Source organism: Flavobacterium sp. FlaQc-28, from assembly GCF_044007415.1.
In the GTDB taxonomy this organism is placed as follows: domain Bacteria; phylum Bacteroidota; class Bacteroidia; order Flavobacteriales; family Flavobacteriaceae; genus Flavobacterium.
Window position 1 is genome coordinate 84,413 of record NZ_JBIPCM010000003.1, and the last position, 26,912, is coordinate 111,324.

Consider the following 26,912-nt stretch of genomic DNA (forward strand, 5'->3'; position numbering starts at 1 on the left):
TAAATTATCATAATATTCTATCGGATTAATAGGGCATGTAAACTTTAAACTATTTACATTTATGGAAAATTTGTCAACAGCCACCTTTGGTGGTGGATGTTTTTGGTGTGTAGAAGCTGTAATTCAGCGTTTAAAAGGAGTTGAAACAATAAAATCAGGATATTCAGATGGTTTTATAAAAAATCCAGCATATCGTGAAGTTTGCACGGGACGCACTGGTCACGCAGAAGTGATTCAGGTAACCTTTAATCCTGACATAATTTCATATCATGATTTGATAACTGTGTTTATGACGAGTCATGATCCAACAACTTTAAATCGTCAAGGCGGTGACAGCGGTACCCAATATCGTTCGATTGTTTTGTATCATGATGAGGAACAAAAAGAAATTGCTGAAAAAGTGTTTCAAGAAGTGCAGTCTGTTTACGCAGATCCAATTGTTACGCAGTTAAAGCCTTTCGAAGTCTTTTATGAAGCCGAAGATTATCATCAAAACTATTACAACAACAATCAAGAAGCCGGCTATTGTCAGTTTGTAATCGATCCAAAAGTTCAAAAACTTAAAAAAATGTATGCTGATAAATTAATTGGCTGATATTTTTTTTCAGCCACAGATTAAAAGGGTTTCTTCTGTACTGTTTTTCAATTTATGACTACACAGATTTTAATGATTTTTTAAATCTATGTAGGTTTTAATATTTTTTACACATAAAAAGAGAAATCCTTTTAATCTGTGCATCCCGATAGAGCTATCGGGAGTGGCAAAACATAAAAAACTCAAATGAAAAATTTAAAAATAAATAATCGATTTACTGCGGAATTGCCTGCAGATCCTGAAACTATAAATGAAGTGCGTCAGGTAAAGAATACTGTGTTTTCATATGTAGATCCAACAAAACCATCGAATCCAAAATTAATTCATGCTTCCGAAGAAGTTGCAGAATTAGTTGGTATTTCAAAAGACGAAATTCATTCTGAAACTTTTTTGAATGTTTTTTCAGGAAAAGAAATCCTATCAGGAACACGTCCGTTTGCAATGAGTTATGCTGGACATCAGTTTGGAAATTGGGCAGGTCAATTAGGTGACGGCCGTGCTATTAATTTAACAGAAGTGGAAAACAACGATAAGTTTTTTATGCTTCAATTAAAAGGAGCAGGAAAAACACCTTATTCGAGAACCGCAGATGGTTTGGCGGTTTTGCGTTCTTCTATTAGAGAGTATTTATGTGCTGAAGCCATGCATTATTTAGGCGTGCCCACTACTCGATCGCTTTCTTTAATGCTTTCTGGTGATCAAGTATTGAGAGATGTTTTGTATAATGGAAATCCAGCTTACGAAAAAGGCGCAATTGTTTGTCGAGTTGCTCCGTCTTTTATCCGTTTCGGGAGTTTTGAAATGTTGACAGCCAGAAACGAACTCAAGAATTTAAAACAGTTTGTTGAGTATAATATCAAACATTATTTTCCTGAAATTACAGGTGAGCCAAAAGAACAATATTTAGCATTCTTTAAAAAAGTGGCTGATTCTACTCGCGAAATGATTTTGCATTGGCAGCGCGTGGGTTTTGTACATGGTGTAATGAATACAGATAATATGTCGATTCATGGAATTACGATCGATTACGGTCCATATGGCTGGTTAGAAAACTACGATCCAAACTGGACACCAAACACTACCGACAGTCAATATAGAAGATACAGATTTGGAAATCAGCCTCAAATTGCACAGTGGAATTTGTACCAATTGGCTAATGCAATTTACCCTTTAATAAACGAAACAGAACAATTGGAAAAAATCTTAGAATCATTTATGGATGATTTTGTTAAAGATTATAAAATTATGTTTTTAAGTAAATTAGGTTTGTTTACTTTAAGTGAAACTGATAATGCTCTAATTGATGATTTGGAAGCTAATTTGCAATTATCAGAAACGGATATGACTATCTTTTTTAGAAATTTGAGTGCTGTTGAAAAAGAAGATTCAGTTGAAAAAGCGATAAAGAAAATTGAATTTTCGTTTTATAAAATTGAAGAAGTTTCTGGGGAAATTCTAGAAGCTTGGAAAAAATGGTTTTCAGAATATCTAGAAAGATTAAAAGCTGAAAGTTTATCAGATCAGGAGCGTTCACAAAAGATGAACTCCGTTAATCCAAAATATGTGCTTCGTAATTATATGGCGCAATTAGCTATTGATGCAGCAGACAAAGAGGATTATTCGTTGGTAAATGAGTTTTACACGCTTTTGCAAAAACCGTACGACGAGCAGCCTGATTATCAAAAATGGTTTGCAAAACGACCGGATTGGGCAAGATCAAAAGTTGGTTGTTCAATGCTTTCTTGCAGCTCTTAAGTTTTATTTTTAGCCACGAATTTGCTTCGCCTGTTCGCTATCGCTTGGGTCGTGGCTAAAAAAAACTATTTCGAAACAATATAATTCATAATCATATTAGAATGGATTCTTGAGTTCTCGATAAACCACTTGTGTGTCTGCATTCCGCCGCAGACAACGCCAGCAAGAAATAAACCTTTTACATTTGTTTCCATTGTTTCTGCATTGTAAATAGGAATCTTTAGTTCATCATTTGAAAGCTCAATTCCTATTTTTTCTAAAAAAGTTAAATCTGGTTTATAGCCCGTTAAAGCCAAAATAAAATCATTTTCAATCGTAACTTTTCCGTTTGGAGTTTCAATTTCGACTTCGTTATCTTTTACTTTAGTAATATTAGATTCAAAGTAAGCCTTAATACTGCCCTCAGCAATTCGGTTTTCAATATCAGGTTTTACCCAATATTTTACTCTGCTATTTATTTCGTTTTTACGAATCACCATTGTAACATCAGCGCCTTTTCGCCAGCATTCTAAAGCGGCATCGACAGATGAATTATTGGCGCCGACAATTAAAACTTTACGAAAAGCATATTCGTGGGCTTCTTTGTAATAATGACGTACTTTAGGCAATTCCTCTCCTATTACATTCATTTGAATTGGAATATCATAAAAACCAGTAGCAATAATCACATTCTTTGCTTTGTACAACTTTTTATCAGTAGAAACTACAAAAGTCGAATTTTCTATTTTTTTGACTTCGGTAACTTTTTCAAATAAATTGATATTGAATTTAAAATAACGATGAATATTTCGATAATATTCTAAAGCTTCCTGTCTGCCGGGCTTTGGAGCGAGACAATTAAACGGAATATCTCCAATTTCTAACCTTTCGGCAGTAGAGAAAAAGGTCATGTACAACGGATAATTGAAGATACTGTTTACAATAGCGCCTTTTTCGATTATTAAATATTTTAAATTGTTCTTTTGAGCTTCAATTGCACAGGCAAGTCCTATTGGCCCGCCTCCCACAATAATTACATCATATTGATTCGTCATAAATTATTCTTTTTCCCAGCTTTTAAAAGGATGTTTACTTAAATAAGCATTGTAATATCTTTTGTCATCTGTTACCTCTTTCCCCAGCCATTCTGGTTTTTCAAAAGTTTCTGTTTCAGATTTCAGTTCCACTTCGGCCATTATTAAGCCTTCATTTTCGCCATAAAATTCATCAACTTCAAAAATATGATTTCCAAGTTTTACCTCGTAACGTGTTTTTTCTATTTTACCTTTTTCGCATAATTTCAAAAGCTCTATTGCTTCATCTAGCGGAATTTCATTCTCCCATTCAAAACGCGACATACCGCCTTGATGCCCAATTCCTTTAATGGTCAAAAAGGCTTTTTCGCCTTTAATTCTAACTCTTACGGTTCTTTCAGGAATCGAACTTAAATAGCCTTGGGCAATTTTATTATGAGTAAAAGCTTGTTCTTTAAAATCATTTGATTTTACAAGAAACTTTCTTTCTATTTCGAGCATTTTGTTTCTGAATTAATTTTACTCAAAGTTACTTAATTAAATTAAGTTTGAGAATTTACATTTTAGAAACCTCTTTTTTATTTGTTCCGTAATTAAATTTAAGAAAAGTGGAATATGCAACCATGTTGATTGATTGTTAGTAGGTTACGTGTTTGTATTTTTCCTAAATTTGATAAAACCTTAACTTCATTACTATGTCTAAAAAAGCACTTTATCTATTGGGCATTGCAATAACAATCATTTTGGGGACTTTTTTATACCTGAAATTCTGTTGCAATTGTTGTACGAAAACAGCTGACGTTACTACTGAAACAGTAAGCGTTGTTGTAGCTCAGGACACTAATTTTGTTCCTTTTGTTTTAAACGGCTCCGGAATTGATTATCGCACACACGGTAATCTGAAGTTCCTTAAAAACAATGCTGCAGTAATCATGCCTGTTCATGATTCGGTAGCTATAGGAATTGAAAATTTAAAAGGGTTTTTAATTAAAAATCCACAGCAAAAAATTACGATTACTGGTTACGCCACATCTGATGAAAAGAACACCACAACTTTTGAGAATCTTGGTTTAGCAAGAGCAAATGAAGTTAAGAACTATTTTGTTTCTAAAGGATTAGCAGCTTCTAATTTTGATACAAAGGGCAAAATTATCGATAAATGGAAAATGAGTTCTGATACGCTTCTTGGTCCTGTTGAGTATAATTTTGAGAGCGCAGATACTGCGACGGTATCGACAGATGAGTGGGTTATTCTAAAGAATAAGATTAATGGCGATGCATTAGTTCTTCATTTTAGTACGAATAAATCCAGTGAAGATTTAAGTGCTGACGAGAAGCAAAAAGTTGCAGATATTGCCAAATACATGGATCATGTTAAAGAAGCTGTTGTATTGGTTGTTGGACACAGCGACAATGTAGGGAATCGTGATTCGAATATTGTTCTTGGGCAAAAACGTGCTGATTTCTCTAAAAACTATCTGGTTAAAAATGGTATTGAGACTACCCGAATTGAAACACAATCAAAAGGTCCTGATGAACCAATTGGAGAAAATACTACTGCAGAAGGAAAAGCAAACAATAGAAGAACTGTAATTACAATTAAATAACTAATTAAAATATACGATTATGAATATACCATGTATCTTAATACCGATTTTAGTGGGGTTAATCTGTGGAATTTTAGGTTACTTACTAGGGAAAATGAATTCTAAAGGAGATGATTCGCTGGCTGCATCTTTACAAGCCGATTTGGATGCCTGTAAAGCAAACACTAAAAGTTTAAATGCTAAAATAGCTGAATTAGAAGCAGATTTAGCGGCAAAAGTAAAAAATACTTCGTCTACGGCGCAGTCGTTTGTGTCTCCAGCTGCCTCAATCGCATTTGATGCAGGTCTTGCAGCCACAGTTTTTGGTAAAAAAATAAAAGAAAATGATTTGAAAGTTGTTGAAGGAATAGGTCCAAAAATTGAAGCTTTATATCATGCAGCAGGAATATCAACTTGGCATCAATTATCAGAAACATCTACAGAAAAATCACAATCTATTCTGGATGCAGGTGGAGAAAATTATGCCATTCACAATCCAAGTACTTGGGCTAAACAAGCTTTATTAGCCTATCAAGGTAAATGGCAGGAATTGAAAGACTGGCAGGATAATTTACGTGGAGGAAAAGAGTAAAAAAGTTGCAAAGGTTCAAAGCTGCAGAGATTCTACACTTTGTCCCTTTGAACCTCTGCAGCTTTTAACCTTAAAAACTGGCTCCCAGCCAGTTTTTTTTCATATTGTACCATAGTTGTCCTTGTTTTACTTCAAGCGGACAATCAAAATTATTGGTATAAAGTGCTCCTGTTCCTAATCCTTGCGGCATTTTAGAATTTAAAAGAAAAGTCCATTGAGCAATTGCATTTAAACCAATATTGCTTTCTAATGCAGAAGTAATCCACCAACCGATATTATACTTTTCGGCTAAAGTGATCCATTCTTGTGTTCCTCTAAAACCGCCGACAAAACTTGGTTTTAAAATAATGTATTGCGGTTTAATTTTTTGCAGCAATTCTTCTTTTTCTTGTAATGAAAAAACGCCTATCAATTCTTCGTCTAAAGCAATTGGAAAAGGTGACGCATTACATAAATCAGCCATTGCAGTGCTGTTTCCTTTTTTTATAGGCTGTTCAATGCTATGAAGCTGAAATGTATTAAGTTGGTTAAGTTTATCTAAAGCTTCATTTAAAGAAAAAGCACCATTTGCATCAACTCTAATTTCGATTTGTTCTGCCGAAAAATGGCTTCGGATAAATTCAAGTAATTCTAATTCTTTTTGAAAATCTATAGCGCCAATTTTAAGTTTGATACAATTAAAACCATCCGTTAATTTCTCTTCAATTTGTTGTTTCATAAACGATGCTTCACCCATCCAAACTAAGCCGTTTATAGGTATTGATTCAGAATGCGACGTAAAATTTGAAGGAAAAAGTAAATAAGGATTTTCACTTTTTAATGATAAAAAAGCCATTTCTACTCCAAACTGTATCGAAGGAAACTCTAACAAAGCTTCCCAAAGTGCAGTTTCTCCTAAATGAATATTTTCACAAGTCCATTTAAGTTTTTCCTCATAATCATCACGATCATCAGCGCTTAGACCTCGAAGAATTCCGCATTCTCCTATTCCTTTTCTGCCATTATCTTCTAGAACGATAAACCAGGTTTCTTTTTCAGTCATAATGCCGCGAGATGTCCCAGACGGGCGTTTAAACTCGAGCATGTATTTATGGTAGGCAGCTTTCACTATGTTGAATTTAAATTAAGGAAAGGTTTTTAATTATAAAGTTTTAAAACTTTCTCAAAATCCTTTGATGGCAAACCAGCTTTCTGAAAAACAGTAAAATCTTGTTTTGTTTTTTCTTTCCAGCTTACACTATCTGTTACATTTTGAGTTTGGTATTTTTTGTAAATTGCTTTGGCTTCGCTGTAATCATCGCTTATTAAGTAAACATGAGCGAGATTTAGTTTAACTAACAATTCAGTATCATCAAGTTTTTCACCTTCTTTTAAAAATTTCAGCGCTTTTCCATATTGCTTAGTTAAAATAAAACAATAACCAATAGAGCTGTAATCTAAAGCAGTAGCTTTTCCATCGTTAATAATTGAATTTAACTTAGGAATAGCTTCGTTGTATTTCTGTTGTTTTATCAATAAAGAAGCTTGCTTTCTTAAATCGCTGTAAACGTTTTTAGAAATATCTTCATCTTTATAACAAGCGCTTCCAAAATCTTTGTATGCTTTGGTTTTTTCGACTGCTAACAACTTCTGAAACTCAGTATAGCGGTATTGTTTGATGATTTTATTTAGAATACAAACGCAAAAATCATCAGAATTGGCCATTTTTTGTGCTAATGTAGATGTTTTACATAAGCTGATAATTTCATTTTTATTGTCTTTATCCCAACCACGACTAAGAACGGTATTAACCCACGGAACAACTTCTAATACTACTTTTTGATTCAAAAACCAGTTTTTACTCTGAAATGCAAACCAAATTGTATTTGAATTTTGATTCAAACAAGAAGATTTATCAACAGATAAACGTTTGGCATCTTTGCTTAACGGTTCTGTTTGTGCATAACAAGCTTTATCTGTTTTACCGTCTATAATATACCTTTTTGCATCGTCATTTGAAGTAAACAAGGCATAGGTGCAAGTATCATCTCCAGAAATTTTTGACATCAAAAAAACTGCTCCTGCAGATCCCTGACCAATTCCATACGGATCTGGAATTGCTTTTAGTACTGAAACTAAACTATTTGCCATTTGCTGGTTTTCGTCTAAAAGAGTGATTCTGTAAACTATTTCGGTAGTGCCTAGAGGCAGATCTTCTATTTTAAAAGTTACTCTGTCTCCCGCAGAAACAATAAGTTCTTTAGTTGTAGCTCGTTCTTTATCCCAATAACCGTCTTTTTGTGCAAAAGAGCTGTAAGATACAATCATTAAAAAAAGAGATAATATTGGTCGTAGATTCATGATCTCACTTTTAAACTTAGTTAGCATTTAATCTTTCTTCTGTGAAATTAATCCATTGATAATCATTGATGTATTTGTCAATGTAAAAGTCCGGCTGAATACCTTTACCGTCAATTTGCATATCTGGAATTCTAAAACTTTTGGTTAATGAATAACCCAGTTTAAAATTGTTAGAAGGAGACTCAACAAAATACATATTAGAAATATCGAGTACACCTTCAGTAGTTCTTCCAAAAAGTTTAACCTTTTTGCTTTGTTTTGCAACTAATAGAAATTGCTCTGTTGTACTGGCATTATTTTCGTTTATAATAATGGCGATATTCTTTGGGTTCTTATAAAACATATCTAATTTGGTTTCTGTTACCAATTGTTCGTTAAGATTTACAAATTTCCCAATATTAGCGTTTAGTTTATCAAAACCCTTCTTAGCCCATTCTTTGTCTTCTGCAGACCAATCAGGATTAGCCATAAAATCCAGCATTCTTTTGTTGTTTTGTACTGTTGACCAGTATTCAACTCCTACATTTCTAATTGGGTTTGTGTATAAGTAAGGGATAATTTTTTGAAAACTGGCATCAGATCCTCCTCCGTTATTTCGTACATCAATTATTAAATTGTCTTTTGAGGTTATAAGATTATGATTTGCAGTTATAAGACTGTCAATCTTTTTTTTATTGGAATAATCGAATGAAGGTATGCGCAGTAGTACTGTTTGCTTTGAAATTTCTTTTAAGAAAGGTTTTTGTGCAGTAAATGATTCAATATAATCCGTTATTTCTGGACTGTCACTCAAATTATTGGGGAAGCTTCTTTTTAAAGCAACAAATCCAATTTTTAAAAAATTATTTCCAATGAGTTCTACGTTACTGAATCTCTGAGCGGAGTAATCGCCCATATAGAAAACGGCATTGTATGTTTTATTTGGATTTTCGGTAATTTTAAACTTTACCTGGTATTGTTTCCATTTGCTGTTTTTTACCTCTAAAACAAATCCGATATATTGATTTTCTCTTTTTACAACACCAATGGTATAAGGCGGTGAAAGCCATATTCCTTCAAAAGTAGGATGTTCTATTTTAGAAGTAATTTCTTTTAATTCACTTTCGGTTATTTCAATTTTCTCCCAATTATTTTCAGTTTCAGTTTTCTTTCCTGTTTTAATAATTGCTTTAGAATTTACTGTTAAAGATAAATGTGATGGTCTAAAAAAAAGCATCCAATCAAAAAGTACGTTTCGACATTCGTTGAGTTCTTTTATTTTTTTTACTTTATCAGCAAATAGTTTATTGTGATTTTGATAGGCATTCTCTCCTTTTTTATCAATAACATACTGAAAACCTGCGTCATTGGTTTCAAAAGTTTTCTTAAGCCAATTAAACTCTTCTTTGCAGTTGCATTTTTGTGCGGCGATATTAAAGGAAACACTAAATAAAGTAAACAAAAATATTTTTTTTAAATTCATTTTAGAAAATTTAGTTAAAGATCTCATGCAAATTTCAAGCCTATTTTTTAAGTATTGCGTTTATTCTCTTTTCAGCTTCTGCTTTAGTGATTCCTTCGTAATAATCTTTTACAAAAGGATGATCAAAATCTTCGTGAGGAAATATTTCCGGTCTTTCATTTCCAGTTTTTGTTACCACTGTTGTGGGAATGCTGTTTGAGAACTCATATTGCGGAATATAGTTTGAAAGCCAGCCGAAATACTGGTTTTCTTCTTTTTGATCATCAAAGTTTTCTAAGTAGTTTTCAAAACTTTTTTCGCTTAACGAAACCCAGAAGCCATATTCTAAATCTTCACAGTGATCATTAACTTTTTGAACTAGAACGCATCTAATAAATCGATCTACTCGATCGGAATGTTTTATAACGCAAAAGTCTTCATCAATTACAGCAATATCTTCCTTTTCCTGAGAAGATAGGTTACTGTAGCTGTTTGGAGCATTATAAGTTATTGCGGGCCAGCTTTCATGCTCTTCGCCACAGCAATCACATGTAAATTTAATATCACTCATATTTTAACAAATGCTATTATAACTCAATTGAGGCACCAATTTCTAAAAGCATTAAATCTTTTCCTTTATCAAAGAATTTACGAATTGATTCTTCGTGATTAATTTCGATATAGCCAAAAGTGTCAAAATGATAGCCTAGAATTTTATCGCATTCAATAAAGTCTGAAGCAATAATTGCATCTTCAACATCCATTGTAAAATTATTTCCGATTGGAAGAATAGCAAGATCAAGTTTAGTTCTCAGCGGAATCAATTTCATGTCGTAAGTAAGTGCTGTATCGCCGGCAATGTAAATGTTTTTGTGTTCGCCTTCGATTACAAATCCGCCAGGATTTCCTCCGTAAGTACCATCAGGAAAAGAACTTGAGTGAATTGCATTGACATATTTTACTTTTCCAAAATCAAAATTCCAGCTTCCGCCATGATTCATCGGATGCGAATTAAGACCATTTTTAGCATAGTAACCTGCAATCTCAGCATTTGAAACAATGACTGCGTTAGTTCGTTTTGCAATGCTTTCAACATCAAGAACATGATCGCCGTGAGCGTGCGTTAATAAAATATAATCTGCCTTTAAGCTGTTGATATCAATGTGTGAAGCTTGCGGATTTCCTGTAATAAATGGATCAACAATAATGTGCTTTCCTCCTACTTCAATTCCTAAAGAAGCATGTCCGTAAAAAGTGATTTTCATTTTATGAGTGTTTTATAGTTGAACTTGATTTTATCTTCCGCCTAAAAATAGATTAACAATTATATCTGAAATCAATGAAATCATACATACTGTTAATAATATAGAAAGTAAAAATGTACTTAATGCTAGTTTTTTTAATTCGGGATCTAAAAGTTTAGGGTTTTGATTTTTATAAACCGTAATTAAATGTTTAGTTAAAGGAATATAAGCTAATAAGAACAAATATTGATCGAAGTTATAATCGCTTAAAAAGGCAAAAACTACAACTAAGATCATTGCTGTAATAATCAATGAGAAATGATAGATTTTTGCTTTTGCTCCTCCAATTTGAACTACGATTGTATTTTTCCCTGATTTTCGATCAGATTCTTCGTCACGCATATTATTCAGGTTTAAAACACCTACGCTTAATAATCCAATAGAAATTGCAGGAAGAATTAAAAGCGGATCAACTTCTTTTGAATATAAAAAGTTAACACCCAATGTACTTACAAGTCCAAAAAAGATAAAAACAAATACATCACCAAAACCTTTATAACCGTAAGCAGAATTACCAACTGTATAACGAATTGCGGAAACAATTGCAGCAATACCTAAAAGCAGAAAGAATATTGAATAACCAAAATTTGATTCTCCAAAAGCAAAATAAATCAAGATAATGGCTGATAATAAAGTTAACAGAGAAGTAATTATTATTGCCTTTTTCATGGCTTGAGGCGTAATAACGCCGCTCTGAATAGCACGCTGCGGCCCTACTCGATCAGCATTATCGGTACCTTTTACACCATCTCCGTAATCATTTGCAAAATTGGATAAAACCTGCAAACCCAAGGTGGTTAAAAGAGCAAAACCAAAGATTTTCCAGCTAAAAACGTCTGTTGGTGTATTGATGGTTTCTGTTGGGTTTGAAAGTGCATAAATACTTCCAACTATAATTCCAGAAATTGATAAAGGTAATGTGCGCAGTCTAGCCGCTTCAATCCAATGTTTCATTATTTATTTTGTTTATTTTTAGTTTCAAGTTTGAGGTTTCAGGTTTCAGGTTCGTAACTTGAAACCTGAAACTTTAAACTATTTTATAATTTCTTTACGGCAGCCATTTATTTTCACCAAAGTTTGGTTTTCTTTTTTCTAAGAAAGCATTTCTTCCCTCTTTTGCTTCTTCAGTCATATAAGCTAAACGAGTTGCTTCTCCAGCAAAAACCTGCTGTCCTACCATTCCGTCATCCGTTAAGTTCATAGCAAATTTTAGCATTTTAATAGATGTTGGAGATTTTTGAAGAATTTCCTGAGCCCATTCATAAGCTGTAGCTTCAAGTTCATCGTGAGGAATTACAGCATTAACCATTCCCATGTCCATCGCTTCTTGAGCAGAATAATTTCTTCCCAAAAAGAAAATTTCTCTGGCTTTTTTCTGTCCAACCATTTTAGCCAGATAAGCAGATCCGTATCCGCCGTCAAAACTGGTAACATCAGCATCAGTTTGTTTAAAAATAGCATGTTCTTTACTAGCCAAAGTCATGTCGCAAACCACATGTAAACTATGCCCGCCGCCAACTGCCCAGCCTGGAACAACTGCAATAACTACTTTTGGCATAAAACGAATTAAGCGCTGTACTTCTAGAATGTTTAAGCGGTGTTGACCATCTTCACCCACATAACCTTGATGTCCGCGTGCATTTTGATCACCGCCGCTGCAAAATGAATAAACTCCGTCTTTTGTCGACGGTCCTTCAGCAGAAAGCAATACTACTCCAATCGAAGTATCTTCCTGTGCATCGTAAAAAGCTTGGTATAATTCTGAAGTTGTTTTAGGTCTGAATGCATTTCTAACATTTGGTCTGTTAAAAGCAATTCTAGCAACTCCGTTACATTTTTTATAAGTTATATCTTCAAATTCTCTGGCAGTAATCCAATCCATTTCTGTTTGTTTTATTTTAAAAATTTATAGTGTAAAAATAAGCCATTTTTTAGATTTTCACCCACTGAATTTGGTTTATATAGCGGTTAACAATTTGTCGTAATGTTAACAATTAAGCTTTTTGCTCAAAAAATAACATTTTTTAACATTAGTTGTAAAAAATAATAAGTAATTTTACATCCTAGAAATCAACGAGATACGATTTATTTTGTTGATACAAGATTGATTTTCTTTCACTGATTTATTAACCTAAAAAATGATTTTTTTGAGAAAATTTAAAAAATTTGTCGCTCATTTTTTTATGGTTTTTATTAGTAAACCCTTGAATAATGAGCAAATGATTTATTCATTTGTCAAGACTTCGAAAAGAAGATAGTAACACCTAAGGTTAAACACTAGAATTGTTTAAGTAATTAGTATGAAATTGATTACGAAAAGAGGAAAAGATACTAACTAAAACTTTCTATAAATTATTTTCTAAAACCAATGGATTAGCCGTGAAATTAACGTTTCGCTTTTAAGATGAATGTATTGATTGTTTAAAGACATACCTTTTCAAGAAGTAGCTTCTAAAATTTTTAAAGCTGTTATTTTTTGATCAGATTCGAATTTATTTTATTTCTGTTTTTTTTTAATTACAATTTTTTTTAAAACGAGAATAAAAAGGGAAAGGCTGCTTGTAATGAGCAGCCTTTCCTGTTATAGTAAGTTTGTTTAAACTCCAAAAAATAGAAATTCCAAATTCCAATTGAGCATTCAATGCCATTGGAATTTGGAATTTTTTTATTGTAATTTTAAAGATGTTAATTTTCTTTTACCAAATAAATACCATCTTCCTTAATCTCGATAAGTTTTTCTTTGTACAAAGCTCCAATTGCTTTCTTAAAAGTTTTTTTACTCATTTTTAAGACCGTTTTAATGTCTTCAGGGTGCGAATTATCGTTTAAACGTAAAAAACCTCTATTTGCTCTTAATTCATCTAAAATCTTCTCTGCATTTGGTTCAATACTTTGATAACCTTGAACTTGCAATGCAACATCTATTTTATTGTCAGGACGAATATTTTTAATGTAACCGCGCATTCTGTCACCGGTTCTTATTGAATCGTCGTAAACTTCATCTTTGTACAACAAACCTTTGTGCTGCTCATTGATAATTACATTTATTCCTAATTCAGTAATATGCGAAACGATCAAATCAACTTCTTCTCCTTTTTCAACTGTAAGCTGATCGTTGTTTAAAAATTGATTTAATTTACTTGATGCTACTAAACGATTCGTTTTTTCGTCTTTATAAAGGTAAACCAGATAACGTTTTCCTTTTTCCATAGGACGGGCTTGTTCTTTAAACGGAACAAGAATGTCTTTCTCCATTCCCCAATCCATAAAAGCGCCCACATTATTAATGTAATTTACTCTTAAAAGCGCAAATTCATTTAATAAAATATAAGGTTCAAGTGTAGTTGCAACTGGTCGTTGTTCGTGATCTAGATAAACAAAGACAACTAGTTCTTCGCCTATTTCGAATTCATTTGGTACATATTTGTTGGGTAATAAAATGTCGTGAATTCCTTCTGGATCTTTCTCAGGATTTCCTAAAAAAAGTCCCACTTTGGTATCACGTAATATAGTTAGTGTATTGTATTTTCCTATTTCAATCATATTCATAAAGTTCTAAGGTGCAAATGTACGAAGTTTGAAAATGGTAATCCGAAAAATATGCGGGATAAAAAAAGAAGCTGCCATTTTATTGTAGTTTGCTGCTTTTGGTTACATTTGAAAACTTGTAATTAATCCCAAATCAATGAAAAAGAATCTTATTTATACTGCTTTTGCCTTTCTTCTTTTCGCGCAGGCTTCAATTTCGCAAGTTTTCGAAGACTTGGAAATAAAAAAAATGATAGGCGAAATTAAGGCCGAAAATCTAGAAGCTACCGTTCATAAATTAGTTTCATTTGGAACTAGACACACTTTGAGCGATGCAAAAAACAAAACAAAAGGGATTGGGGCTGCGCAGCAATGGGTGAAATCTGAGTTTGATAAATTTGCGTTAGAATCCAACGGAAGATTAACTTCTGAAATTGATTACTTTACTGTTAAAGCCGACGGCAAGCGAATTAACGTAGACAGTAAGATTGGGAATGTAATGGCGACTTTAAAAGGAACTGATCCTACAGACAATCGTGTATTGATTATCAGCGGGCATCTTGATTCACGCGTTACTGATGTTATGAATGTAAAAGCAAATGCTCCTGGAGCAAATGACGATGGTTCTGGTGTTGCGGCAGTTATTGAACTTGCTAAAGTAATGAGCAAAAGATCATTTCCTGCTACTATAATATTTGTTGCTGTAACTGGCGAAGAGCAGGGTTTGATTGGAGCTCGACATCTTGCCGAAAAAGCAAAAGAGCAAAACTGGAATATAGTTGCAATGCTTAATAATGACATGATTGGCAACAGCTTATCAAGCGGTACCAATTTAAGAGACAATACTCAAATTCGTGTTTTCAGTGAAACAATTCCGTATTTAGAAACTGAAGAAGAAGCAAAAATGCGTAAAGCTGTAAGCCGAGATAATGATAGTCCGTCAAGACTTTTGGCTCGATATATTAAAACTGTTACAGAACAATATGTAGATCAGCTGAAAGTAAAATTAGTATACCGAAATGATCGTTTTTTGCGCGGTGGTGATCATACTCCTTTTAGTCAAAATGGTTTTACTGCTGTTCGTTTTTGCGAAATGAATGAAAATTTTGATCATCAGCACCAAGATTTAAGAACCGAAAACAATATTAAATATGGCGATTTACCAGAATTTATGGATTTTGATTATTTAAGAAAAAATACCTGTTCGAATTTAGCAACTTTAGCTAATCTTGCTTCATCACCAAAAGCACCAGAAAATGTTGGAATTGAGGTTAAAAAACTTTCTAATTCATCAACTTTAATTTGGTCAGCACCAGCAGGAAAAGAACAGTATGGTTATCAAATTTTAATGCGAGAAACTTCTTCTTCACATTGGGAAAAAACTTTTTTTGTAAAAGATACTCGAGCTGAAATTCCTTATTCTAAGGATAATTACTTTTTTGCTGTGCAAACCGTTGATGCTTTAGGACATGCAAGTTTGCCTGTTTTTCCAATTCCAATTAAATAAATTAAATGATATAAAGAAAAAGCGCCATGAAGGCGCTTTTTTAGGTCTATTTATAAACACTTTCTTTTTTAAAGTGAAGTGTTAATAAGTAATATACAACAACTCTGTACTTATGTTTGTTAGACTTACCATACTTTTCTAAGACAGTATTTATAGCTTCATCTAACGCTTTTGTATCAGGTAAACCTAACTTTTGATTAAAAAGTTATTTTTTACAGTATCTAATTCTGACTGCTGGCTTCCTGCTACAGTAGAAGCATCATCATTATATATAGATGGACCGCAGCCTATTGTTACTTTAGTCAATAAATCCATGTTCGGAGTTACTCCGCATTTTTCTTTTAAATCTGCTGCATACTTTGCAATTAATTCTTCTCTTTTACTCATAATTATAGTTTTAAAATTGGTAATAAGCCCAAATTTAAACTAAAAAACATATATAAAGATTAATTTTAATAAAATTTAACTTACATATTAAATCAACTCCTTAAAATATTGTTTTAAGACAATATCGTTCTCTATTGTTGGCGTGAAAATTTCTAATATTCCAGGAGTGTTATTTGCGTTATAAAGCAATTCTAGATTCTGCTCTAATGAAGCTGTATCGTCAGCTTTGAAATAATTGCATTTATACATCGCAGCTAAATGTTCTGCAGTTAGATGATGTGAAGTTTCAAAATAGGTATTAAACACAGGTTTTTCTTCATGTCCCGGTAAAATTCTAAATATTCCACCGCCGCCATTATTAATCAGAATAATTTTAAAGTTCTTAGGGATATAGGAGTTCCATAAAGCGTTACTATCGTATAAAAAACTAATATCGCCTGTAATAAATATATTTTGTTTGGTATTTCCAACAGCTGCACCAATTGCGGTTGATGTACTTCCGTCAATACCACTGGTACCGCGATTACAGAATACTTCGATACTTGAATCAATATCAATTAATTGTGCATATCGGATTGCAGAACTGTTACTGATTTGTAATTGACTGTTTTTAGGAAGTGATTCAATAACTTTTTCAAAAACTTTAAAATCTGAAAAGGCAATTTTATCTAAATATTCTTGTTTTCGGACTTTTCTTAAAGTATAGATTTCGGTAATCCTAGAAGAATAGTCACTTATTGTAAACTCAGCTTTTGGCAGCAAAGATTTGAAGAAATCATTTGGCTTCATAACAAAATGTTTTGTTAAAGCACTAAAAGTATCATAAGCTCGAAGTGTATCTATATGCCAATGATTTTGCGGTTTGTACTTACGTAAAAAACCTTTAATTCGTTTAGATACAATCATTCCGCCAAAAGTCACTAAAATATCTGGTTGAAATGCCTGAAAATCAGAATCGTCAAATGGAGTAATTAAAGTATCAATACTGCTGATAAAACTAGGATGATGCAGGTTTGAAGTAGTTTCTGTAAGAACTACAACTGAAGGATCAGCGGCTAAATTCTCAAGAATTTTAGTATCAATTGAATTGGCATCATTTACTCCAACAAGGACTAACTTTCGCTTTGCTGAATTCCAAATTGAAACAAACTCTGCTTCATTTTCGATGATTTTTACATCTGCTTCTTCTTCTATACTTGTAATTTTTGGTTGTACAGAAAGCGTTTCAACAGTTTCATATAAAGGTTCTTCAAACGGAGCATTAATATGAACTGGTCCTTTTTGAAGAATTGCAGTTTCTATAGCCTTGTTTATTTTTAAATCATTTTCAACAGAAGCTTCTGCTATTAAATTAGCATTAAAAACAGAGTGATTTTTAAAAACATTTTCTTGGCGAATAGTTTGTCCATCACCAATATCGATTTTGCTTTGCGGGCGGTCTGCAGAGATTATGATCAACGGAATCTGACTGTAAAAAGCTTCGGCAACAGCTGGATAATAATTAAGCAATGCTGAACCTGAGGTACAAATAACTGCTGTAGGTTTTTTAGTTTGCTGCGCAATTCCTAATGCGAAGAAAGCAGCACAACGCTCATCAGCAATGCTGTAACATTTGAAGTTAGAGTTTTGGGCAAATCCGATAGTTAATGGTGCGTTTCGTGAACCCGGAGAAATTATAATATTGTGAATTCCTTTTGCTGAACAAATTTCGATAATGCTTTGTGCAAGCTCTATTTTGGGGTAAATCATTCTAAATAGTGTATTACTTTTTAAAGAAAATCTATTGCTTAGAATTTCTTTTGCAATTACAAAGTTACAAACTTCATGCATGATTTAACTTATATTAGCAAGATATTATGCCCCCTTTTTAGAAAAAGGGGATATATTTGTAAATCGAACATTTTTTATTAAAACAGATCGTTTATGCGCTTCTTATATTTACTTTTTATTCTCATTTCAGTTCAGTCTATACAAGCACAAAATCAGTTTACTGTTGATGAAACGCCATATAAAACAGCGTTAGAAAGTGCTAAAACACAAAATAAATCACTGTTTGTGATGCTTTTTGCAGATTGGTGTCCGCATTGCAATAAAATGAAAAAAGAAGTTTTTAGTGACCCAAATGTGATGGCTTTTTTAAATAAAAATTATATCTGTGTTTGGAAAAATGTGGATAAAGAAGAAGGAACTGCGCTGAAAAATAAATTTAGAACGACTTCACTTCCTGCTTTTCTATTTTTAGATTCAAATGAAAATCTTTTGTATGCTTTAAAAGGCGAAATGAAAACAGCCGATTTTTTAACAGAAGCAGCAAATGCTTTAAATCCAAAATTGCAATTGCCTTATTTAGAAAAGCAGTTTCTAGCCGATCCAAGCAATTCTAATGCCTATTTTGCTTATTTGAATAGTTTGAAAAAAGGAAGAGATAGAAATGAGATAGCAATTCCAACACACATTTATCTTAATACACAATCAGATGCACAATTAGTAAGTGAGACCAATTGGCGAATAATTGCAAATGGTGTTATAGATATTAATTCGAGAGAATTTCAGTACGTTTTAAAACATCAAAATGAATTTGCTGCTGTTGCTTCTCAAAAACGTATTGATCGTAAAGTTGAAAGTATTGTAAACGAATTACTTCGACCTTTAGTGGATAATTTAGATACTATGAACTACTATAAACAAAGAGAAGTTGCAAAATCGATTCGATTGCAAAAAACAGATTCTCTCGTGTTTAAATTTGATTTAACGCTGGCTGAACGTACAGAAAAATGGCAGTTTTACAAAAAAGTAACGCTAGAAGATACTCAAAAATTAGTTTGGAATGATGCCAGTTTTTTGAAAGATATAGGACAAACATATTTAAAACATATTTCTGATGTCGAAAGTTTAAAAAAATGCATTTTTTGGGTAAAACATTCGATAGAACTAAATGATTCTTATGACGGTAATTTACTTCTCGCAAGACTTTACAATAAGATAAAAGACAAAAAAACAGCACTGAAATATGCCAAAGATGCAAAAGTAATTTGTACCGAAATGACTTGGAGCACCAAAGATGTTGATACTTTACTGGCCGAATTAAACTCTAAATAAATCAAAAAATAAATGCAAATTTGCTTCGTGAGTTTGCTTTCGTTTGAATCACAAAGTAGTTTTTGTGATTTGAATTTTCAAAAAACAAACAAAACATGGCACTTATTCTTAGACCTGCAATAAAAAAAGATTTAGAAAAAATTCTTGAAATTGTAAATCATTCTATCCTGCATACAACGGCAAATTATAGTTACGATATTCAAACTATTGAAGTACAAACAAAATGGTTTGAAGATAAGAAAACTAAGAACCTTCCAATTGTCGTGGCTGAGTTAGACAATGAAGTTGTTGGTTTTGGAAGTTATGGACAGTTTAGGGAGAAAATTGGTTATCAATATACTGTTGAACATTCTGTATATGTAGTGGATAATGTGATTGGAAAAGGAGTAGGTTCAAAATTGCTTACAGAACTTATTCGATTGGCGAAAGAACAAGGTTTTCATGTAATGATTGGTGCAATCGACGCAGATAATGCAGGAAGTATTGCTTTTCATGAAAAATTTGGTTTTGTGTCAACTGGTACAATTCGCGAAGTTGGATATAAATTTGATCACTGGCTTGATTTGGTTTTTATGCAATTGATCTTGAAATAATTTTAAAATGAATTCAAACCCTGCAATACAAAAAGGATATCTTCAAGTTAATAATTTACATGAAATCTATTATGAGGTTTGTGGTTCTGGAGAGCTCTATTTGTTTGTTCATGGAGGACCAGGTGCTGGTTTTTCAGAAAAAGACAAACGTTTTTTTGATTTTAAAAAAACATAAAGTTGTTTTCTTTGACCAGAGAGGAGCTTCAAAAAGTAAACCATTTGCGAGTATAGAAGATAATACGACTCAAGATTTGGTTAATGATATTAATGCCCTTTTGTCTCATCTTAATATTGAAAAAATAAACGTTTTTGGTGGTTCATGGGGAACAGCGTTAAGTCTTGTTTTTGCAATTCAGAATCCCGAGAAAGTAAAAAGTCTTTTACTAAGAGGTGTTTTTCTAGCAGATCAAAAAACAATTCACCACTTTTTAGGAGGAGCTCTTAACAAACAATATCCCGCAGAATGGCAAAGGTTTAAAAAAAATGTTCCTGTTGACACTTCACTAAGTATTTCAGAATATTATTTAGATCAGATGCTGAACGGAACTCTTGAAAATAGAGATTTTTATTGCTATGAATGGGCTTATTATGAAATTTCTATTTTTATAAAAGGAATTAAAGCAAATGAAATCGATGGCATTATTCAACAATTTTCCTATCAGTCTTTAAGTATTATGGAGGCTCATTATATAAGTAATAATTGTTTCTTAGAAGATGATTACATAGTTGATAATCTAAGAATTATTGAAGATATTCCAATTACTATAATACATGGAGAACATGATGCAATTTGCCCGGTTGAGTTTGCGCAGGAAATTCACAGTAACTTAAAAAAATCCGTTTTATATATTGAAAATGCAGGTCATTCAGATTCTGAACCTGCCATTGAAAAACGAATCATAAGTATCTTAAATCAATAATTTTTAAAGGAAAAACAAAGAGTACTCTGCTCCTATGCACCTTTGCCTCTTTGTACCTTAAAAAAAAGCTCCAAATTCGAAGAATTCAAATTTGGAGCTTTTTTATTCAGAGCGTTTTTAACTCTTAATCCATTTAATAATTTCAGGATCTGTTGGAAGTGTTTTTGGTTTAATAACCTTTACCAATTCTCCTTTTTCGTTGATTAAATATTTTTGAAAATTCCATTCTACCTCAGAGTCCTGCAAACCATTTTTAGATTTTTGAGTCAGAAATTTATAAATTTCACACATATCATCTCCTTTTACCGAAACTTTATTCATCATCGGAAAAGTTACGCCATAATTTTGCTGGCAAAACGTTTCGATTTCTTTATTGGTTCCAGGTTCTTGTGAAGCAAAGTTGTTTGCTGGAAAACCTACAATTACAAATCCTTTATCTTTATATTCTTTGTAGATTGCTTCAAGATCTCTGTATTGCGGTGTTAATCCACATTTTGAAGCTGTGTTTACAATCATGACTTTTTTGCCTTTTAAAGACGCAAAATCGAAGGTATCACCTGATAAATCTTCTACTTTAAATTGGTAAATGTTTTCTTTTGTCATGACATCTTTTTTAGGTTTATGGCTCGTTTGAGCCTGAATTTGCGGAGCTATCGTAAATAAAGCGCTGCAAATTAAAATTGCTATATTTTTCATTGTTTAATTTTTTATAAAATTAGTCAAAATCTGTTTTGCAGTATATTTTTGAAGTCTTTATTTTTATTAAACATACGTTAAATAAAAAATTGAAGCCTAGCGTTAATCAGACGCTAGGCTTCCCCCCATACAAACAAATCAAACCATGAATTTATTTTTAAATACTTTTATATCTTTCTAAAATTATAGTTGATGCTTCGGTTATGTAAAAATTATTTTTTCAATCTTAATCACTAAATTTTCTTTCGATGGCGTTTATATGTTGATTGTTTTCTTTACTGTTTTTGTGATTACTTTTTTGCTTTAATAATTTTTGATTGGAAGTCCGAAGACATCAACTATCTTATTTTTTATTGTATTTCTTTAGTTTTTTTGTTCCAATTTTTTTCAATTTCTTTTCTAAAATAACTTTCGCTGTAATTCTGTAAAGCCAAAACCGTTGTTAAACCCACGATTAATATTTTAAATCTATTTATGTTTATCATAGGTTCAATTTTATAAGATTTACCTTCTGTTTATTTCTCTTTAAAAATTATTTTTTTTGAATCTTGACTGCTAAAAAAATATTTCTAATTGCCTTACTATCAATTCAAAATAAAAAGGACTGCTGTTTGACTTGAAATTTTTTACATGTTATAATAGCATTTACGTAATTGGTTCACTTTTGGTTTTAAAAAAGTGAAAAAAAAATGCATTTTTTTTCAATCCCCTTGTTTTACTAGGTTTAAGACTGTTAAAAAAAATATAAAATTGACGAAAAAATAAATTATCTTTATCTCAGGTTATAAATAATGTTCACAAATTTTTTGTTTAAACTTTAAAATCAAATCTATGAGTCAAGAAGAATTATTAGTTTTAATTTACAAAAAAGACGAAAGAGCTTTTACCCATTTGTACGATATGTACGCCAAAAGTTTATACTCGGTCATACATGTTTTAATAAAAAACCGAGAAGAAGCTGAAGATGTTTTACAAGAAGTTTTTGTGAAAATCTGGAAAAACATTGATTCTTATAACGAGAGTAAAGGTCGATTTTACACCTGGATTCTTAATATTGCCAGAAATACCTCCGTTGATCAACTTCGATCAAAAAATTTTAACAACAGTCAAAAAAACCTTTCATCCGATAATTTCGTAAATCTGTTAGACGACAGTAATAAACTCCTTGATAAAATTGATACCATTGGTATTCAGGAATTTGTCAAAAAACTGAAACCAAAATGTATTGCAATCATTGATTTATTATTTTTTAAAGGATATACCCAACAAGAAGCTTCAGAAGAATTGGCAATGCCATTGGGGACTATCAAAACACAAAACAGAAACTGTATTAACGACTTACGTAATTATCTAAAAATCTAATGGAAGCACAAGAATATATAGACTCAGGAATTCTAGAACTTTATGTTTATGGTTTATTAACCGAAACGGAGAATTTAGAAATAGCCGAAATGGCTAAAAAAAGCCCAGAAGTTGAAAAGGAAATTATCTCGATAGAAAAAGCGATTGTTGCTTTATCTTCAAGCTTCTCTCCTTTCCACTCTGTTGCTAATTTCGAAAAAATAAAAGCACGTTTAGAGCTTAAACACGGGAAAGTAGTCGAAATGAAACCTGCTTCAAACTGGACACAATATGTGGGCTGGGCTGCTGCTGCATTGTTATTGTTAGGCTTTGGTTATCAGACTTTAGAACTTACAAAAACAAAAGAAGCGATTACTACTGTTGGAACAGAGAAAAGTAAAATCGAGAAAGAGTATGCTTTTTTAGGTGAGCAAAATAAAGAGATCACCAAGAGTTTAACCATTGTGAGAGATATTAAAAATACAGGAGTAACACTGGGAGGTCAAGCTGTTTCACCAACATCTTTTGCAAAAGTGTACTGGAATAAAGACACTAAAACGACTTATATTGATGCTGCAGGATTGCCAGAACCGCCTAAAGGAATGGTGTATCAGGTTTGGGCATTAAAATTAAGTCCGGTACTCACACCAACCAGTATTGGTTTATTGAGTGATTTTGAAGGAAACTCACAAAAAATCTTTGCTGTTGATCGTACAAATGAAGCCGAAGCTTTTGGAATTACTCTTGAGCCTGCCGGCGGAAGCTTAACTCCAACAATGACACAATTGTATACTTTAGGAAAAGTTTAAAATTTAACTTGTCATAAAAACTCAAAACGCATATTATAGTAATATGCGTTTTTTATTATTTTAAATGAATTAAATCCAAAATTAAATTTATGAAAGGACTAATACTTTTACGAATTGCTGTTGCTGTTATACTCCTAACCCATTCTGTTTTTGGAATTTTTAATAACGGAATTAATGACTTTGGAAATTTGTATTTAAATCAAATTGGCTTCGCTCCTTTTGGATTGTTTTTAGCTTGGTCAATCAAACTTTCTCATATTGTGGCTGCTATACTTTTAATTTTAAACAAATATGTTAGAGCAGCTGGTTTTGTTACCATATTTATTCTTATTATGGGAATTGTTTTAGTTCACTTTCAAGAGGGCTGGTTTGTTGTTGGCGGCGGAAGAAACGGAGTGGAATATAATTTTTTATTAATTTGCGTTCTTTTGGCAATTATGTTTCCAGATGGTTTGAAAAAGAAAAACTAATCTGTTTACAGCTAATCGTAATTTTTTAACATCTAAATTGATATTGTAAAGTATGGAGATAATTTGTAAAAACTGTCATCAGGTTTTTAAGGGAGATTATTGTAATAACTGCGGGCAAAGTGCTGAAACACATAAAATTAATATACATTTTTTATGGCATGATATTCAGCACGGATTATTTCATTTTGATAAAGGTGTATTGTACTCTTTTAAAGAATTATTTACCAGGCCCGGAAATTCAATACGTGAATTTATTGAAGGAAAACGTGCAAAACATTTTAAGCCTTTATCTTTAGTTGTAGTTTTAGCGACACTTTATGGATTCATGTTTCACTATTTTGATATTAATTTATATCCAGGAAACAATGAAACTGTTATAGACTATGATAGGTTTAATGAGTGGATGGCAACGCACTTTTCTTGGATTACAATCGCCACAATACCTATTTATACTATTGGGACTTATATTTGTTTTAGAAAACAAGGGTATAATTTTGTAGAATATTTTGTTCTTAATACCTTCAAAGCTTCTCAACGATTATTTGTTCATATTGTTACATTTCCGCTTTTATGCTATTTTAATGGAAATCCAAAAATTTCTATAATTGCCGAGGTTTTATACGTAATTGACCTTTTGCTCATTTTTTGGACAAATATTGAATTTTTCAATAAAATGAAAAAAATCAAAGCTTTCTTCTTGTCTGTATTGAGTCATTTAATTTTTTTGACCATCTTTTACCTTATTGTAATTTTAGTCGTGCAAATGGTTTTAAAATAACTCGTTTTTATTTTTTATACAAAAAAAGCATAAAAAATGCTTTTTTTGAAATTTATATCGTAATATTGCAATATTAATATATAAAAATTGGGAGCAACTAAAACAGATCATTTTACTGAGAGCCAAAATCAGATCGCGACAATTGCAAAAGCTTTAGGACATCCAGCAAGAGTGGCAATAATAGAATATTTACTAAAAGTTAATACTTGTATTTGCGGAGACATTGTAAACGAACTCCCTCTTGCACAGCCAACAGTTTCTCAGCATTTGAAAGAATTGAAGAATGCAGGATTAATAAAAGGAACTATCGAAGGAAACGCAATTTGCTATTGTATCGATGAAAAGACTTTTGATGTATTGAAAAACTACTTTTCTGCAATTATATTGGGTGTAACTAAACAAAAATGCTGCTAGTATGGAAATGGCTTTTATACTCTCAAGTATTTTACTAATTAGTTATTCGGCTTTAGCACTTTTTGATGGTGTTTATCTACATCTTTTTAAATATAGATTGCACGAACAAGAATCAAGCAAGTTCGAACATTTTACACATAGTATAAGAGCATTTTTGTTTTCGGGAATTCTTTATACTCTTTATATTGGTATAGAAAACAACAGGCTCTTTCTTATTGGATTACTGCTAATTCTTATTGATGTAATCACATTGATTATAGATGCATATGTAGAAAAAAACAGTCGTGAGTTCATGGGAGGATTACCTCGTTGGGAATATATTCTGCATCTTTTGGTTAATGGTTTTCATTTTGCAAGTATTGCAGTCTTTCTGGTTATTAAAGTTGAATTAACAAATGATGGTATGATCTTACATGATAATTTTCAGAGCTTTGAAAATTATAGTCTTTTCAAAATGATTGCCATAAATCTTTTACCAGGTGCTATTTTAATCGCCTTGCTGCATGTACTAGTGTGCAATGCAAAGTTTAATCTTTTATTCAAAAAGCTTCGCTTCAATTGCTGTTAAGCTTTTTTTTAAAACAACAATATCGCAATATTGCAATAAGATAATTTAAATATAAAAACTATGAAACTTTCAGAAATTAAAACAATTTTAAATACTGTTGAAACAGTAAATTTTCAATTACCAAACGGAACTTTTGTTCCTGAACATTTTCATGTAACCGAAGTTGGTTTGATCACTAAAAACTTTATAGACTGCGGAGGTGTTGTACGAAATGAAACTGTAGTAAACTTTCAGCTTTGGGATGCAAATGATTTTGAGCATAGGTTAAAGCCGAAAAAACTAATGCATATTATAGAACTTTCAGAAAAAGTGCTGAACATTCCAGATTTTGAAATTGAAGTAGAATATCAAGACAATACAATTGGAAAATATGACTTAAGTTTTAATGGAAAAGATTTCTTACTGCTGAATAAGCAAACAGCTTGCTTGGCACAAGATCAATGCGGAATTCCAACTGAAAAAACGAAGCTGAATCTAACGCAATTAAGTCCTGATAATTCAAATTCTTGTACTCCTGGAAATGGATGCTGTTAATCATTTAATTAAGTGATAGTATGAATGTTTTATTTCCTGAAATTGAGAAACTTATTTTGACTTTTGATTTTCAAAGTATTACTGCAGAACGTAAAATTGTTCTGCAGCCATTAATTGATTTTATTCAATTTAAAAATAAAAATAATCTGGAGATCAGATTAAATTTAATCTGCACGCATAATTCAAGAAGAAGTCATTTATCACAAGTTTGGGCACAGACAGCAGCTTTCTATTATAATATTCCGAATGTAAATTGTTATTCGGGCGGCACCGAAGCAACTGCTTTGTTTCCTAAAGTAGCTGAAACTTTGAAGAAAACGGGATTTAGAATTAAAACATTATCACAAGACGATAATCCTGTTTATTTCATAAAATTTGCATCAAATGAGAATCCTGTAATCGGATTTTCAAAAACTTATGATGATGATTTTAATCCTGAAAATGGTTTTGCCGCAATAATGACTTGTTCTCAAGCTGATGGCGGCTGCCCATTTATAGGTGGAGCTGAAAAGCGTATTTCTATTACTTTTGAAGATCCGAAAGCTTTTGACAATTCACCACAGCAGGACGAAAAATACAGTGAAAGAAGTCTGCAAATTGCAACAGAAATGTTTTATGTTTTTTCTCAAATTAAATAATTTT

Annotated in this window: 29 protein-coding genes and 1 pseudogene; 17 read left to right on the forward strand and 13 right to left on the reverse strand. The window is 32.1% G+C overall.

Annotated features, from left to right (window positions below; all coding sequences use genetic code 11):
• The first annotated feature begins 61 nt into the window (after positions 1-61).
• Together msrA and ACHRVL_RS09900 are read left to right on the forward strand one after the other, a co-directional pair.
• A complete protein-coding gene (msrA, locus tag ACHRVL_RS09895; RefSeq protein ID WP_089055708.1) occupies positions 62-595 on the forward strand; it encodes a peptide-methionine (S)-S-oxide reductase MsrA in 534 nt (177 codons plus the stop codon).
• A gap of 186 nt (positions 596-781) precedes the next feature.
• A complete protein-coding gene (locus ACHRVL_RS09900; protein WP_395412287.1) occupies positions 782-2,350 on the forward strand; it encodes a YdiU family protein in 1,569 nt (522 codons plus the stop codon).
• A gap of 65 nt (positions 2,351-2,415) precedes the next feature.
• Here ACHRVL_RS09900 and ACHRVL_RS09905 read toward each other — a convergent pair whose 3' ends face one another.
• Together ACHRVL_RS09905 and ACHRVL_RS09910 are read right to left on the reverse strand one after the other, a co-directional pair.
• Positions 2,416-3,384 (reverse strand): YpdA family putative bacillithiol disulfide reductase, encoded by a 969-nt coding sequence (locus ACHRVL_RS09905; RefSeq protein WP_395412289.1) that lies wholly within the window; start codon positions 3,382-3,384, stop codon positions 2,416-2,418.
• Positions 3,385-3,387: 3 nt separating this feature from the next.
• On the reverse strand, positions 3,388-3,864 hold the full coding sequence (locus ACHRVL_RS09910; RefSeq protein WP_089055711.1) for a CYTH domain-containing protein: 477 nt from the start codon (positions 3,862-3,864) through the stop codon (positions 3,388-3,390).
• Between the two features lie 194 nt (positions 3,865-4,058).
• Here ACHRVL_RS09910 and ACHRVL_RS09915 point away from each other — a divergent pair, with 194 nt between their 5' ends.
• Both ACHRVL_RS09915 and ACHRVL_RS09920 read left to right on the forward strand, forming a co-directional pair.
• Positions 4,059-4,970: an OmpA family protein gene (locus ACHRVL_RS09915; RefSeq protein ID WP_395412291.1), complete on the forward strand. Its 912-nt coding sequence runs from the start codon at positions 4,059-4,061 to the stop codon at positions 4,968-4,970.
• A 19-nt stretch (positions 4,971-4,989) separates the two neighbouring features.
• Complete coding sequence (locus ACHRVL_RS09920) at positions 4,990-5,541, forward strand: hypothetical protein (RefSeq protein WP_395412293.1); 552 nt, start codon at positions 4,990-4,992, stop codon at positions 5,539-5,541.
• A gap of 70 nt (positions 5,542-5,611) precedes the next feature.
• On the opposite strand, the gene ACHRVL_RS09925 is transcribed toward ACHRVL_RS09920, so the two are convergent.
• The 8 genes from ACHRVL_RS09925 to ACHRVL_RS09960 form a co-directional block, all read right to left on the reverse strand.
• A complete protein-coding gene (locus ACHRVL_RS09925; RefSeq protein ID WP_395412295.1) occupies positions 5,612-6,649 on the reverse strand; it encodes an o-succinylbenzoate synthase in 1,038 nt (345 codons plus the stop codon).
• Between the two features lie 29 nt (positions 6,650-6,678).
• Positions 6,679-7,881: a tetratricopeptide repeat protein gene (locus ACHRVL_RS09930; protein ID WP_395412297.1), complete on the reverse strand. Its 1,203-nt coding sequence runs from the start codon at positions 7,879-7,881 to the stop codon at positions 6,679-6,681.
• A gap of 16 nt (positions 7,882-7,897) precedes the next feature.
• Positions 7,898-9,343: a S41 family peptidase gene (locus ACHRVL_RS09935; RefSeq protein ID WP_395412299.1), complete on the reverse strand. Its 1,446-nt coding sequence runs from the start codon at positions 9,341-9,343 to the stop codon at positions 7,898-7,900.
• A gap of 40 nt (positions 9,344-9,383) precedes the next feature.
• A complete protein-coding gene (locus ACHRVL_RS09940) occupies positions 9,384-9,893 on the reverse strand; it encodes a DUF2199 domain-containing protein (RefSeq protein WP_395412300.1) in 510 nt (169 codons plus the stop codon).
• Between the two features lie 16 nt (positions 9,894-9,909).
• Complete coding sequence (locus tag ACHRVL_RS09945; protein WP_395412302.1) at positions 9,910-10,587, reverse strand: metal-dependent hydrolase; 678 nt, start codon at positions 10,585-10,587, stop codon at positions 9,910-9,912.
• Positions 10,588-10,617: 30 nt separating this feature from the next.
• Complete coding sequence (gene menA / locus ACHRVL_RS09950) at positions 10,618-11,580, reverse strand: 1,4-dihydroxy-2-naphthoate octaprenyltransferase (protein ID WP_395412304.1); 963 nt, start codon at positions 11,578-11,580, stop codon at positions 10,618-10,620.
• Positions 11,581-11,674: 94 nt separating this feature from the next.
• On the reverse strand, positions 11,675-12,508 hold the full coding sequence (locus ACHRVL_RS09955; RefSeq protein ID WP_017498510.1) for a 1,4-dihydroxy-2-naphthoyl-CoA synthase: 834 nt from the start codon (positions 12,506-12,508) through the stop codon (positions 11,675-11,677).
• A gap of 803 nt (positions 12,509-13,311) precedes the next feature.
• On the reverse strand, positions 13,312-14,169 hold the full coding sequence (locus ACHRVL_RS09960; protein WP_089055719.1) for a S1 RNA-binding domain-containing protein: 858 nt from the start codon (positions 14,167-14,169) through the stop codon (positions 13,312-13,314).
• 142 nt (positions 14,170-14,311) lie between these two features.
• Between ACHRVL_RS09960 and ACHRVL_RS09965 the strand changes: the two genes are divergently transcribed.
• Positions 14,312-15,661: a M20/M25/M40 family metallo-hydrolase gene (locus ACHRVL_RS09965; protein WP_395412307.1), complete on the forward strand. Its 1,350-nt coding sequence runs from the start codon at positions 14,312-14,314 to the stop codon at positions 15,659-15,661.
• 46 nt (positions 15,662-15,707) lie between these two features.
• Here ACHRVL_RS09965 and ACHRVL_RS09970 read toward each other — a convergent pair.
• Together ACHRVL_RS09970 and menD are read right to left on the reverse strand one after the other, a co-directional pair.
• A pseudogene (locus ACHRVL_RS09970) lies at positions 15,708-16,048 on the reverse strand (DUF2853 family protein).
• Between the two features lie 87 nt (positions 16,049-16,135).
• Positions 16,136-17,797, reverse strand: coding sequence for a 2-succinyl-5-enolpyruvyl-6-hydroxy-3-cyclohexene-1-carboxylic-acid synthase (gene menD, locus ACHRVL_RS09975; protein ID WP_395413008.1), 1,662 nt, complete (start codon positions 17,795-17,797; stop codon positions 16,136-16,138).
• Between the two features lie 174 nt (positions 17,798-17,971).
• Between menD and ACHRVL_RS09980 the strand changes: the two genes are divergently transcribed.
• From ACHRVL_RS09980 to ACHRVL_RS09995, 4 genes are all read left to right on the forward strand, one after another.
• A complete protein-coding gene (locus tag ACHRVL_RS09980) occupies positions 17,972-19,147 on the forward strand; it encodes a thioredoxin family protein (RefSeq protein WP_395412309.1) in 1,176 nt (391 codons plus the stop codon).
• A gap of 95 nt (positions 19,148-19,242) precedes the next feature.
• Positions 19,243-19,740 (forward strand): GNAT family N-acetyltransferase, encoded by a 498-nt coding sequence (locus ACHRVL_RS09985; protein WP_395412311.1) that lies wholly within the window; start codon positions 19,243-19,245, stop codon positions 19,738-19,740.
• 7 nt (positions 19,741-19,747) lie between these two features.
• Complete coding sequence (locus ACHRVL_RS09990; protein WP_395412313.1) at positions 19,748-19,915, forward strand: hypothetical protein; 168 nt, start codon at positions 19,748-19,750, stop codon at positions 19,913-19,915.
• Positions 19,896-20,660, forward strand: coding sequence for an alpha/beta fold hydrolase (locus tag ACHRVL_RS09995; RefSeq protein ID WP_395412315.1), 765 nt, complete (start codon positions 19,896-19,898; stop codon positions 20,658-20,660). Before ACHRVL_RS09990 ends, ACHRVL_RS09995 begins: the two co-directional genes overlap by 20 nt.
• Before the next feature lie 117 nt (positions 20,661-20,777).
• Here ACHRVL_RS09995 and ACHRVL_RS10000 read toward each other — a convergent pair whose 3' ends face one another.
• Positions 20,778-21,356, reverse strand: a complete 579-nt coding sequence (locus tag ACHRVL_RS10000; RefSeq protein WP_395412317.1) for a glutathione peroxidase — start codon at positions 21,354-21,356, stop codon at positions 20,778-20,780.
• Positions 21,357-22,187: 831 nt separating this feature from the next.
• Between ACHRVL_RS10000 and ACHRVL_RS10005 the strand changes: the two genes are divergently transcribed.
• The 8 genes from ACHRVL_RS10005 to ACHRVL_RS10040 all read left to right on the forward strand — a co-directional run bounded on the left by ACHRVL_RS10005 (position 22,188) and on the right by ACHRVL_RS10040 (position 26,908).
• Entirely contained in the window at positions 22,188-22,718 is a 531-nt protein-coding gene (locus ACHRVL_RS10005; protein ID WP_395412319.1) for an RNA polymerase sigma factor, read from the forward strand.
• Positions 22,718-23,506, forward strand: coding sequence for an anti-sigma factor domain-containing protein (locus tag ACHRVL_RS10010; RefSeq protein WP_395412321.1), 789 nt, complete (start codon positions 22,718-22,720; stop codon positions 23,504-23,506). Before ACHRVL_RS10005 ends, ACHRVL_RS10010 begins: the two co-directional genes overlap by 1 nt.
• Before the next feature lie 89 nt (positions 23,507-23,595).
• Positions 23,596-23,976 (forward strand): DoxX family protein, encoded by a 381-nt coding sequence (locus ACHRVL_RS10015; protein ID WP_395412323.1) that lies wholly within the window; start codon positions 23,596-23,598, stop codon positions 23,974-23,976.
• Positions 23,977-24,028: 52 nt separating this feature from the next.
• Complete coding sequence (locus ACHRVL_RS10020) at positions 24,029-24,754, forward strand: DUF3667 domain-containing protein (protein WP_395412325.1); 726 nt, start codon at positions 24,029-24,031, stop codon at positions 24,752-24,754.
• An 87-nt stretch (positions 24,755-24,841) separates the two neighbouring features.
• A complete protein-coding gene (locus tag ACHRVL_RS10025; RefSeq protein WP_395412327.1) occupies positions 24,842-25,168 on the forward strand; it encodes an ArsR/SmtB family transcription factor in 327 nt (108 codons plus the stop codon).
• Between the two features lies 1 nt (position 25,169).
• Positions 25,170-25,736, forward strand: coding sequence for a hypothetical protein (locus ACHRVL_RS10030; RefSeq protein ID WP_395412328.1), 567 nt, complete (start codon positions 25,170-25,172; stop codon positions 25,734-25,736).
• A 60-nt stretch (positions 25,737-25,796) separates the two neighbouring features.
• On the forward strand, positions 25,797-26,270 hold the full coding sequence (locus ACHRVL_RS10035) for a DUF6428 family protein (protein WP_395412331.1): 474 nt from the start codon (positions 25,797-25,799) through the stop codon (positions 26,268-26,270).
• A 20-nt stretch (positions 26,271-26,290) separates the two neighbouring features.
• The gene (locus ACHRVL_RS10040) at positions 26,291-26,908 is read left to right on the forward strand and encodes a low molecular weight phosphatase family protein (RefSeq protein WP_395412333.1); all 618 of its coding nucleotides are present in this window, start codon (positions 26,291-26,293) and stop codon (positions 26,906-26,908) included.
• Positions 26,909-26,912 lie beyond the last annotated feature (4 nt).

Excerpts from the sequence above, each read along its gene's own strand:
- msrA (WP_089055708.1), top strand. The coding sequence starts at position 62 with ATGGAAAATTTGTCAACAGCCACCTTTGGTGGTGGATGTTTTTGGTGT.
- ACHRVL_RS09900 (WP_395412287.1), top strand. The coding sequence starts at position 782 with ATGAAAAATTTAAAAATAAATAATCGATTTACTGCGGAATTGCCTGCA.
- ACHRVL_RS09905 (WP_395412289.1), bottom strand. The coding sequence starts at position 3,384 with ATGACGAATCAATATGATGTAATTATTGTGGGAGGCGGGCCAATAGGA.
- ACHRVL_RS09910 (WP_089055711.1), bottom strand. The coding sequence starts at position 3,864 with ATGCTCGAAATAGAAAGAAAGTTTCTTGTAAAATCAAATGATTTTAAA.
- ACHRVL_RS09915 (WP_395412291.1), top strand. The coding sequence starts at position 4,059 with ATGTCTAAAAAAGCACTTTATCTATTGGGCATTGCAATAACAATCATT.
- ACHRVL_RS09920 (WP_395412293.1), top strand. The coding sequence starts at position 4,990 with ATGAATATACCATGTATCTTAATACCGATTTTAGTGGGGTTAATCTGT.
- ACHRVL_RS09930 (WP_395412297.1), bottom strand. The coding sequence starts at position 7,881 with ATGAATCTACGACCAATATTATCTCTTTTTTTAATGATTGTATCTTAC.
- ACHRVL_RS09935 (WP_395412299.1), bottom strand. The coding sequence starts at position 9,343 with ATGAATTTAAAAAAAATATTTTTGTTTACTTTATTTAGTGTTTCCTTT.
- ACHRVL_RS09940 (WP_395412300.1), bottom strand. The coding sequence starts at position 9,893 with ATGAGTGATATTAAATTTACATGTGATTGCTGTGGCGAAGAGCATGAA.
- ACHRVL_RS09945 (WP_395412302.1), bottom strand. The coding sequence starts at position 10,587 with ATGAAAATCACTTTTTACGGACATGCTTCTTTAGGAATTGAAGTAGGA.
- menA (WP_395412304.1), bottom strand. The coding sequence starts at position 11,580 with ATGAAACATTGGATTGAAGCGGCTAGACTGCGCACATTACCTTTATCA.
- ACHRVL_RS09955 (WP_017498510.1), bottom strand. The coding sequence starts at position 12,508 with ATGGATTGGATTACTGCCAGAGAATTTGAAGATATAACTTATAAAAAA.
- ACHRVL_RS09960 (WP_089055719.1), bottom strand. The coding sequence starts at position 14,169 with ATGATTGAAATAGGAAAATACAATACACTAACTATATTACGTGATACC.
- ACHRVL_RS09965 (WP_395412307.1), top strand. The coding sequence starts at position 14,312 with ATGAAAAAGAATCTTATTTATACTGCTTTTGCCTTTCTTCTTTTCGCG.
- menD (WP_395413008.1), bottom strand. The coding sequence starts at position 17,797 with ATGATTTACCCCAAAATAGAGCTTGCACAAAGCATTATCGAAATTTGT.
- ACHRVL_RS09980 (WP_395412309.1), top strand. The coding sequence starts at position 17,972 with ATGCGCTTCTTATATTTACTTTTTATTCTCATTTCAGTTCAGTCTATA.
- ACHRVL_RS09985 (WP_395412311.1), top strand. The coding sequence starts at position 19,243 with ATGGCACTTATTCTTAGACCTGCAATAAAAAAAGATTTAGAAAAAATT.
- ACHRVL_RS09990 (WP_395412313.1), top strand. The coding sequence starts at position 19,748 with ATGAATTCAAACCCTGCAATACAAAAAGGATATCTTCAAGTTAATAAT.
- ACHRVL_RS10000 (WP_395412317.1), bottom strand. The coding sequence starts at position 21,356 with ATGAAAAATATAGCAATTTTAATTTGCAGCGCTTTATTTACGATAGCT.
- ACHRVL_RS10005 (WP_395412319.1), top strand. The coding sequence starts at position 22,188 with ATGAGTCAAGAAGAATTATTAGTTTTAATTTACAAAAAAGACGAAAGA.
- ACHRVL_RS10010 (WP_395412321.1), top strand. The coding sequence starts at position 22,718 with ATGGAAGCACAAGAATATATAGACTCAGGAATTCTAGAACTTTATGTT.
- ACHRVL_RS10015 (WP_395412323.1), top strand. The coding sequence starts at position 23,596 with ATGAAAGGACTAATACTTTTACGAATTGCTGTTGCTGTTATACTCCTA.
- ACHRVL_RS10020 (WP_395412325.1), top strand. The coding sequence starts at position 24,029 with ATGGAGATAATTTGTAAAAACTGTCATCAGGTTTTTAAGGGAGATTAT.
- ACHRVL_RS10030 (WP_395412328.1), top strand. The coding sequence starts at position 25,170 with ATGGAAATGGCTTTTATACTCTCAAGTATTTTACTAATTAGTTATTCG.
- ACHRVL_RS10035 (WP_395412331.1), top strand. The coding sequence starts at position 25,797 with ATGAAACTTTCAGAAATTAAAACAATTTTAAATACTGTTGAAACAGTA.
- ACHRVL_RS10040 (WP_395412333.1), top strand. The coding sequence starts at position 26,291 with ATGAATGTTTTATTTCCTGAAATTGAGAAACTTATTTTGACTTTTGAT.